The organism is Streptomyces phyllanthi, assembly GCF_009377205.1.
In the GTDB taxonomy this organism is placed as follows: domain Bacteria; phylum Actinomycetota; class Actinomycetes; order Streptomycetales; family Streptomycetaceae; genus Streptomyces; species Streptomyces phyllanthi.
The window spans coordinates 1-8,617 of record NZ_VJZE01000398.1 but is presented as its reverse complement, the minus strand read 5'-3'; the positions used below and the strand labels follow the sequence as shown (position 1 = coordinate 8,617).

Annotated in this window: 6 protein-coding genes and 2 tRNA genes; 2 read left to right on the top strand and 6 right to left on the bottom strand. The window is 68.9% G+C overall.

All coding sequences use genetic code 11. The annotated features are described in order from the left end of the window. The first annotated feature begins 133 nt into the window (after nucleotides 1-133). Entirely contained in the window at nucleotides 134-550 is a 417-nt protein-coding gene (locus tag FNH04_RS35680) for a Fur family transcriptional regulator (RefSeq protein ID WP_152789997.1), read from the top strand. Between the two features lie 201 nt (nucleotides 551-751). Here FNH04_RS35680 and FNH04_RS35675 read toward each other — a convergent pair. The 4 genes from FNH04_RS35675 to FNH04_RS35660 all read right to left on the bottom strand — a co-directional run bounded on the left by FNH04_RS35675 (nucleotide 752) and on the right by FNH04_RS35660 (nucleotide 6,239). Next, nucleotides 752-825, bottom strand: a tRNA-Met gene (locus FNH04_RS35675). Between the two features lie 90 nt (nucleotides 826-915). Further along, nucleotides 916-2,907, bottom strand: coding sequence for a tetratricopeptide repeat protein (locus FNH04_RS35670; protein WP_194236919.1), 1,992 nt, complete (start codon nucleotides 2,905-2,907; stop codon nucleotides 916-918). A gap of 307 nt (nucleotides 2,908-3,214) precedes the next feature. Further along, nucleotides 3,215-3,288 (bottom strand) — tRNA-Met (locus FNH04_RS35665). Nucleotides 3,289-3,332: 44 nt separating this feature from the next. Next, nucleotides 3,333-6,239, bottom strand: coding sequence for a UPF0182 family membrane protein (locus tag FNH04_RS35660; RefSeq protein WP_152789998.1), 2,907 nt, complete (start codon nucleotides 6,237-6,239; stop codon nucleotides 3,333-3,335). 173 nt (nucleotides 6,240-6,412) lie between these two features. Between FNH04_RS35660 and FNH04_RS35655 the strand changes: the two genes are divergently transcribed. After that, nucleotides 6,413-6,955 (top strand): PPA1309 family protein, encoded by a 543-nt coding sequence (locus tag FNH04_RS35655; protein ID WP_152789995.1) that lies wholly within the window; start codon nucleotides 6,413-6,415, stop codon nucleotides 6,953-6,955. 125 nt (nucleotides 6,956-7,080) lie between these two features. Here FNH04_RS35655 and FNH04_RS35650 read toward each other — a convergent pair whose 3' ends face one another. Together FNH04_RS35650 and FNH04_RS46855 are read right to left on the bottom strand one after the other, a co-directional pair. Then, entirely contained in the window at nucleotides 7,081-8,178 is a 1,098-nt protein-coding gene (locus FNH04_RS35650) for a YlbL family protein (RefSeq protein WP_152789994.1), read from the bottom strand. Between the two features lie 106 nt (nucleotides 8,179-8,284). Continuing rightward, nucleotides 8,285-8,449, bottom strand: coding sequence for a hypothetical protein (locus FNH04_RS46855; protein ID WP_194236918.1), 165 nt, complete (start codon nucleotides 8,447-8,449; stop codon nucleotides 8,285-8,287). Nucleotides 8,450-8,617 lie beyond the last annotated feature (168 nt).

Genomic DNA, 8,617 nt, shown 5'->3' with positions numbered 1-8,617 from the left:
GCCCCGACCCCGACCCCGAACCTGAACCTGAACCTGAACCCGATCGTCCCTACACTGGACAAAGTCCAAGTCGCGTAGAGATCCAAAGTCACACCCGTTCGGAATCTGGTCCCCCCGCTGTTAAGCTGGACTTATGAGCGACCTTCTGGAACGGCTGCGCGGACGCGGATGGCGGATGACCGCGCAGCGCCGCGTCGTGGCCGAGGTCCTCGACGGCGATCACGTCCATCTGACGGCCGACGAGGTGCACGCCCGAGCGGTGGCCAAGCTGCCCGAGATCTCCCGGGCGACCGTCTACAACACGCTGGGCGAACTGGTCTTGCTCGGCGAGGTTCTCGAGGTCGCCACGGACAAGCGCGCCAAGCGGTACGACCCGAACGCGCACCGCCCGCACCACCACCTGGTGTGCGCCCAGTGCGGCGCGATCCGCGACGTGCACCCGACGGGCAACCCGCTCGCCGACCTCCCCGACTCGGAGCGCTTCGGCTTCACCGTGTCGGACGTCGAAGTGACATACCGGGGCGTGTGCCCGAACTGCGCGGCAGCGTAAGAACGCCAAGCGTTACGCCACTCGGCACCTTCCCTGAGCCCCGGCATCCCGTGCCGGGGCTTTCCGCCGCCCCTTCGGCGCCTACTGACTACAAATCAATATGTCGACTTACAGTCACTCACGAACGCGCCACTCAGAGGCACCATCCACAAACACGCCGAGGGGCCGGAGCCCTTACGAGCTCCGACCCCTCGGGTTCAGTAGCGGGGACAGGATTTGAACCTGCGACCTCTGGGTTATGAGCCCAGCGAGCTACCGAGCTGCTCCACCCCGCGTCGGTGAACGCAACACTACGTCAGCGTCAGGGGCCGGAGCAAATCGCTTTACGTGGAGGGGCGGCCGAGCCCCCTCTCGCCCGGCCGCCCCTACGCCGACAGTTCCTCCCGCAGCGCGTCTCTCAGCCGCGCCGCCCGCTCCGCGACCTCGGCCGGACCCAGCGACACGGCCCGGTCAGCCCACCGCTGCCCCTCGGCCAGCTCACCCCGACGCGCGTAGACCAGGGCCAGTCGCAGCGCGGCCCGCCCGTGACCGGCGTCCGCCGCGCGGGTCCACCACAGGGCGGCCTCCGGCTCGCTGCCCTCCCGGGCCAGCAGCAGCCCGAGGTTGAACGCCCCGTTCCGGGAGCCGGCCTCCGCTGCCTCCCGGTACCAGCGCGCCGCCTCGACGACGTCCCCCCGTGCCGCCGCGAGCATGCCGACCCGCACCTGGGCCCGCCGGTGCCCCTGCGACGCGGCTCTCTCGTACCACTCCTCACACTCGCTCTTCTCGCGGGCGGGCTCACCCAACTCATGCGCGGGCGCCGGGGGCCGCCGGGCGTCCAGCACGGCGGCGAGCCGGTACGCGGCCTCGGCACTCCCACCGCCCGCGGCCTGCCGCAGATGCCGCTCGGCCGCCCGCTCGTCGCCCTCACGGAGCCGCGCGATGGCCACCTGGAGCGCCGCTTCGGTGTGGCCGGCCGCGGCCGCCCGCTCGTACCAGACCAGCGCGTCCGCGGCGTCCTTTCCGGTGCCTCGCCCCGCGTACAGGATCCCGAGGTTGAAGGCGGCGTCGACGCTGCCCGCCTCCGCCGCCTTGGAGAACCACGGTTCGGCCCCGGCAGCGTCCCCGACCTGCAGCAACAGGATCGCGAGCGCGTTCGCGGCCTCGCGGTGCCCCGCGTACGCGGCCCGCCGGTACCACTGCTCGGCCTGTGCGGTCCTGTCCTGCTCGGCGCAGAGCAGCCCGAGGTTGTAGGCGCCGTTCACATCGCCCGCGTCCATCGCGGCCCGGTACCACCGCTCGGCGGTCTGGGTCTCGCCACGCTCGGCGTGCAGCGCGCCCAGCGCGTTCGCCGCGTTGCCGTCACCGTCCTGGGCCGCCCGCAGCCACCACACGGCCGCGCTCTCGGTGTCCCCGGCGTCGCGCAGCAGGAACCCGAGCGCGCACGCCGCCCGCGGCTCACCGTCCTTGGCGGAGGTCAGGTACCAGCGCCCGGCCTCCTTGAGGTCGCCGCGCCGCTCCAGGATCGCCCCGAGGTGCAGTGCGGCCCGCCGGTGCCCCCGCGCGGCGGCCTGGCGGTACCACTGCTCCGCCTCCTCGGCCACGGGCACCCGGGAACCACCGTCGGTGCCGGCCTCCCCGGGGGGTACGGTCTTGTCGCCCTTCCCCTGGTCGCGGCCGTCCTTGTCGTGGCCGTCCTTGTCGCGGCCGTCCTTGTCGTGGCCGTCCTTGTGCTGGTCGCGCGCGCCTGAACGATCCTCCCGACCCGTCGGGCGGTCCTCGCGTGCCGTCCGGCACTCCTCGGCCTCCGCCCGGCGGTCGAGCGTCCGGGCCAGCCGGTACGCGGCCTCCCGGTGCCCCCGCTCGGCGGCGGCCCGCATCCACCGCTCGGCCCCGGCGTCGCTGCGGTGCTCCAGCAGATCGGCGAGCGCGTACGCGCCCAGCGCGTGCCCCTGCTCCGCGGACTGGCGCAGCCAGTACTCGGCAGCCGGCTCGTCGCCGCGCTCGCGGTGGTGCCGCCCGAGCGCGTGCGCGGCCGCCGCGGAACCGGCGACGGCGGCGATCCGCCACCATCCGGCAGCCTCGTCGGCGTATCCGCGCTGATGCAGAAGAACACCCAGGTTGTTGGCGGCGGCACGGTCGCCCGCCGCGGTGGCAGCGCGCAGCCAGGGCTCGGCTCCGTCGAGATCACCGCGGCGCAGCAGCATGGCCCCGAGGACGCTCATCGCCTCGGCGTCGCCCGCCTCGGCGGCCAGTCGCTGACGTGCCTCTTCGGCAGCCTCGCCGGTTTCGTCCCGGTCCGTCGACTGCGAAATATCGGCAGGCTGCGCAAACCGCCCGGTCTCCAACAGAGTTCCCTTGTCCCCCATAACGTCCATCGTCGCACCACCTGCAACCTGGGTACACCTGGTATACCGCAGCCAGTGAGGTCACTTCAGCGTTTTGTCGACATGCCCACAGAGAGATAAGTCAAACACAGTTCTGACCAACTCACCTCGTACGACGCAGCACTTCGCGCGAGTTGTCGGCTCACTGCTGAAGACGCCAGGAGTCACGTCGTGGATCCCGTTCCGGCTACCGGATGTTGACGGATGGTGCGTTCATGCTCATCGCGCGCCCGCGGCTGAGGCCGGCGCACACGTCGAAGGCCCGGATCCCCTAGAGGATCCGGGCCTTCGACTTCAGTAGCGGGGACAGGATTTGAACCTGCGACCTCTGGGTTATGAGCCCAGCGAGCTACCGAGCTGCTCCACCCCGCGCCGTTGCTCGGCAACCGTATCACGGCGCGGGGTGAGGTCCGCGATCAGCCGCTCCCCTTCTCCGACCCCTCGCTGGACTGCTTCTGCGACTCATTGACCTTGGCCTGCGCCTCCTCGGCCCGCTTCAGCGCGTCCTCCAGATCGTCCTGGGCCCGTCCGTACGCGTCCCAGTCGCTCTCCTTGAGGGCTTCCTGACCCGCCTCGAAGGCCTTCTGGGCGTCGTCCAGGGCGTCTTGGACCGTCGGGTCGCTCGTCGGCGGCTCAGCGGTGCCGTCGCCCTCCTCCTCGTCCGGTGGCGGAGTCGTCGAACCCTCCACCCCGAACACCTTGTTGAGGGCCTCGTCGAGGGTGTCCTCGAAGGCGGTCGTGCCTCCGTACGACACCGCGACCTTCTTCAGCAGCGGATACTCGGCGTTGCTGCCCTGCACGTAGATCGGTTCCACGTACAGGAATCCGTTGCCCATGGGCACCGCGAGCAGGTTGCCGAAGATCATGTTCGACTTCGACGTCTCCGCGTTCCGCGTGAACTCCTGGACCGCGGGGATCGAGCTCAACTTGCTCTGCCACTGCACCGGTCCGTCGACCTCGGACTCGCCCGTGACTCTGAGCAGCCGCATCGTGCCGTACTCGGCGCTGGTCGCGTCGGCGTCCACTGCCATGTACGCGGACAGGTTGGGCCGTCCGCTCGGGGTGAAGGTGGTCGTCAGCGAGAACCGCTGCTGGTCGTCGCCGGGCATCCTCAGCGACAGGTAGTACGGCGGTACGGCGACACCGTCCCGGCTCGTCGGGTCGTTCGGCACCTGCCACACGTCACTCGCGTTGTAGAACTGGTCGGCGTTGGTGACGTGGTAGACGCCCAGTTGCTCGCGCTGCACCTTGAACAGGTCCTGCGGGTACCGCAGATGCTCCTTCAGCTCGGCCGGGATGTCGGCCTTCGCCTTCACCGTGCCCGGGAACGCCTTCTTCCACGTCTTGAGGACCGGGTCCTTCTCGTCCCACGTGTACAGGGTGACCGTGCCGTCGTACGCGTCGACGGTCGCCTTCACCGAGTTGCGGATGTAGTTGACCTGGTTCTGCTGGGCGACCACCGTGCGCTGGCTGTCGTCGTCCGTGAGCGCGTCCGTGGTGGTGTCGCCAAGCGTCGTGCGCGATGCGTACGGATAGCCGTTGGTGGTGGTGTACGCGTCGACGACCCACACGACCCGCTTGCCGATCACGGTCGGGTAGGCGTCCCCGTCGATGGTCAGCCAGGGTGCGACCGCCTCGACGCGATCCTTGGGCGTGCGGTTGTAGAGGATCTCCGATCCCTCGCCGATGGCGCCGGAGTACAACATCTGCGGCTCGCTGAAAACGGTCGCGTACGCGGCGCGGTTGATCGGGTTCGAGAGGTCGATGCCGCCCTTGCCCTGGTACTGGTACGTCTTCTGGCCACCCGCCTCCTCGTAGTCGAGCTCCTTCTGGGGGCCGCCCACGATCGAGTACTGGGAGGTCTTCTCACCGAAGTAGATGCGCTGCTCGTAGCCCTCGTTGAAGGTGCCGGTGGTCGGCAGGCCCTGCTCGGTGAAGGCCGGGGAGCCGTCGGAACCCTGCTGGATCTCCGTGCCCTTGGCCGCGATCGCGCCGTACCCGTGCGTGTAGATGAAGTGCTGGTTGATCCAGTTCTTCTTGTCGACGCGGTCGAGGTTCAGCTCACGCAGACCGATGATCGTGTCCTGGCCGTTGTACCGGTCGATGTCCAGCGTGGTCGGGAACTGGTAGTACTTCCGCTCCTGCTCCAGCTGCTGGAACGTCGGCGAGACGACGTTCGGGTCGTTCAGCCGGTAACTCGCCGCTGCTGCGGCCTGATCCCGCTGCTGCTTGGCGTCGCCGTTGTCGCCCGTGCCCGAGATCTCGTCGATCTTGACGCCGTCGATACCGTACGCCTTGCGCGTCGCCTCGATGTTCTTCTCGATGTACGGGGTCTCCTTGGCCTGCTCGTTCGGCTTGACCTGGAACTGCTGCACGATCGCCGGGTACAGCCCGCCGATCAGCACCGCCGAGAGCACCATCAGACCGAAACCGATCAGCGGCAGCTGCCACGTGCGCCGCCACAGGGTGGCGAAGAACAGCAGGGCACAGATCACCGCGATGCAGAAGAGGATCGTCTTCGCCGGCAGGTAGGCGTTCGCGTCGACGTACCTGAGGCCCGTCCAGTTGCCCGTTGCCTTGAAGTCACTGGACTTCACCGCGAGCCCGTACCGGTCGAGCCAGTACGCGACCGCCTTCAGCGTCACGAAGATGCCGAGCAGCACCGACAGATGCCCGGTGGCCGCGGCCGTGGCGCGCGCCCCCGGGGAAGTGATCCGCAGACCGCCGTACAGGTAGTGCGTGAGCGCGGCGGCGATCAGCGCGAGAATCGCGGCGGCGAAGCCGAAGCCGAGCAGGAAGCGGTACCAGGGCAGGTCGAAGGCGTAGAAGGAGACGTCCAGATGGAACTGGGGGTCCTGTTCGCCGAACGAGACGCCGTTCACCCACATCAGCCATGTGCGCCACTGGCCGGAGGCGGAGGCTCCCGCGATGAGGCCCACCAGGGCCGTGATCCCGAGGAGCAGCCACTTCTTGTAGGGCGCGATGCCCATGCGGTACCGGTCGAGGCTCTGCTGCTCCATCGACATGGCGCTCAGCGGCGGGCGCAGCCGGTGCGCCAGCCAGATGTTGAAGCCGACCGCCGCCGCCATCAGCAGACCGAAGACGAAGAAGAGTCCGATCTTGGTCCACAGGGTGGTCGTGAAGACCGAGGAGTACTTCACGGACCGGTACCAGAGCCAGTCCGTCCAGAACCCCGCGAACATGACGAACGCCATGAGGAGAACGGCCAGAACGCCCAGTGTCATGAGCAGGGTCCGGACACGCCGGGACGGTCGGCCCACTCTGATCCGTGGCCCCGTCGGGCCTCCGCCGCGGTCCGGCATCTGGAAAGCCAAGGTGCGCACCTCGAAGTTCGCTGTTGATCCGTCAGGCCCCCGTGTTCGCGGACCATCTTCCAGGCCCGTGATCGCTGTGATCGTAGGGGCCTCACCTATGCAACTTACTCACGCTTTACTCGGTTCCCGGTTCGGGTAATTAACGAGGCAGGATTGTGACCATGTCCAACACTCCCATGGCAGCGAGTCCCCTCACCCGGGCCGTCCTCGAGATCGACGAGTACGCCTCCGGGCTCGGCTGGGACCAGCCCGCTCGCCTCTTCGCCCTGGTCGACACCGCACGACTGCGGGCCCAGGAACCCTCACTGGCGGCCCAGCTCGGTCTGGAGGACGAGTCCGGGACCGCGGGGCTCACCCCGATCGAGCAGGACGAGATCCCCACCGGCAAGCCGCTCGACGAGTTCCTCGGCACGATCGCGTGGCCCGACGCGGTGGTCGGCTGCGCCCTCACCGTGGAGCGGCTGATGCTGCCGCCGTCCGCCGAGGAGTCCGTTCCGCAGGGGCTGAGCGAGAAGAAGCTGGCGGCCTGGGTCGCCGAGCACCCGGACCGGCAGGAGGTCCGTATGACGGTCGCGGTCCTGCGGGACGGGGCGCGGGAGTCGGCGCTGCGGCTGCGGGAGAAGGACTCGCCCACGGAGGTGCTGACCGGATCCGACCTGGTACCGGGCCTGGCGGAGGCGCTGGTGGCGACCTTCGCGGACTGATCCTGGCCGACCGGTCTTCCCGGACCGGCCTTCTTCACGTACGACGCCGGGGGCGCCCAGGGCTTCAAGGGCGCCCTCCGGTGTCGTACGAACCGGTCTCCGGGTTCCGTTGCGGACGGTGCCCGTCAGCCCTTGGCGGTGCACTTCGGCAGGTCGGCGGTGTCGCCGGAGCGGATGTCCTTGAGGGCGCCGAGTGCGTCGTCGATGGTGTCGACCTTGACGAGGGTGAGCCCGTCGGGGATGTCCTTGGCGGCCGTCGCGCAGTTGTCCTTGGGCGTCAGGAAGTACTTGGCGCCCTTGTCGCGCGCGCCGACGGTCTTCATCTCGATACCACCGATGGGGCCGACCTTGCCGCCGTCGTCGATGGTGCCGGTGCCCGCCACGAACGTGCCGCCGGTGAGGTTGCCCGGGGTGAGCTTGTCGTAGATGCCGAGCGCGAACATGAGGCCGGCGCTCGGCCCGCCGACGTCGGCGAGCTTGATGTCGATGGTGAACGGGAAGGTGTGGTCGGTCCCGGCGGAGATCCCGACGATCGCCCGGTCCTCACCCTGGTCGTCGGACTTGGCCGTCTTGATGCGGACGGTCACCTGCTCGTTCGCCGGCTTGTTCTTCTTCTCCGCCTCGGCCTGGGCCTTGGCCGGCACGATCCCGAAGAGGACCTCCTCGCCCGGCTTGTGCTTGGTGACCAGCTTGGCGACGTCCTCGGGCGCCTTGACCGTCGTACCGTCGACGGACTTGATGACGTCACCGGCGTGCAGCTTGCCCTCCGCCGGGGAGCCCTTGAGGACGGTGGAGACGATCACCCAGGACTTCACCGGGATGTCCAGCTCCTTCAGCGCGGCGACCTTGGCGCTCTCCTGGGACTGGCTGAACTCCTCGGCGTTCTCCTGGGTCGATTCCTCCTCGGTCTTGCCGTCCGGGTAGAGCGTGTCGTGAGGGACGACCTTGTTGTCGTGGGCCAGCCACCCGTACACGGCCTCGACCAGGTTCATCCTGTAGTCGGCGCTGGTGACCCGGACCGTGGTCATGTTGAGGTGCCCGGTCGCCGTGTAGGTCTTGCGCCCGGAGATCTGCAGCACCGGCTCGCCGTCGTGCTCCCCGAGCGTGTTCACCGTCGGCCCCGGCGACATCTCCGAGTACGGCACGGGAATGAACACTCCCGCGCACAGGAGCGCGATCAGCATCAGGGTGGAGGCGAGCATCGTCGCGGTGCGGCGTGGCATGGAACGACAGTACGGGACGGTCCTGTCAGTGCACTGCCGGGGACGCCCGTCCAGGCCGGTTCGCAAGTACCACGCCGACCCGCAGGAACACGCCGGTTCAGCGAGCTCAGCCGCGTGAGTGGGACCTCTCCATGGCCTCGCGGAAGCGGGTGTACCCCGCGAGCTCCGTACCGTCCTCGATGCTGCTGCGGTTCCGGCCGGCCCAGCTCCCCCAGACCCCCGCACCGATCGCGGCAAAAAGCGGAATCAGCAACCAGGTGAGCGCCGCCATGCCGACCTCCCAACCCCAAGAGCGACCGCAACTGACTGATCAGCAGATTAACCATCCACTCCGTCAACGCTCACGCCAGGGGTGGGGTTACGCAACCGGAATTCGGGCGGCCGCCTGCGGTAGTGGCACGGCGGTGGGAAGCACCGGTCTCAGCAGGCCCCTACCCGC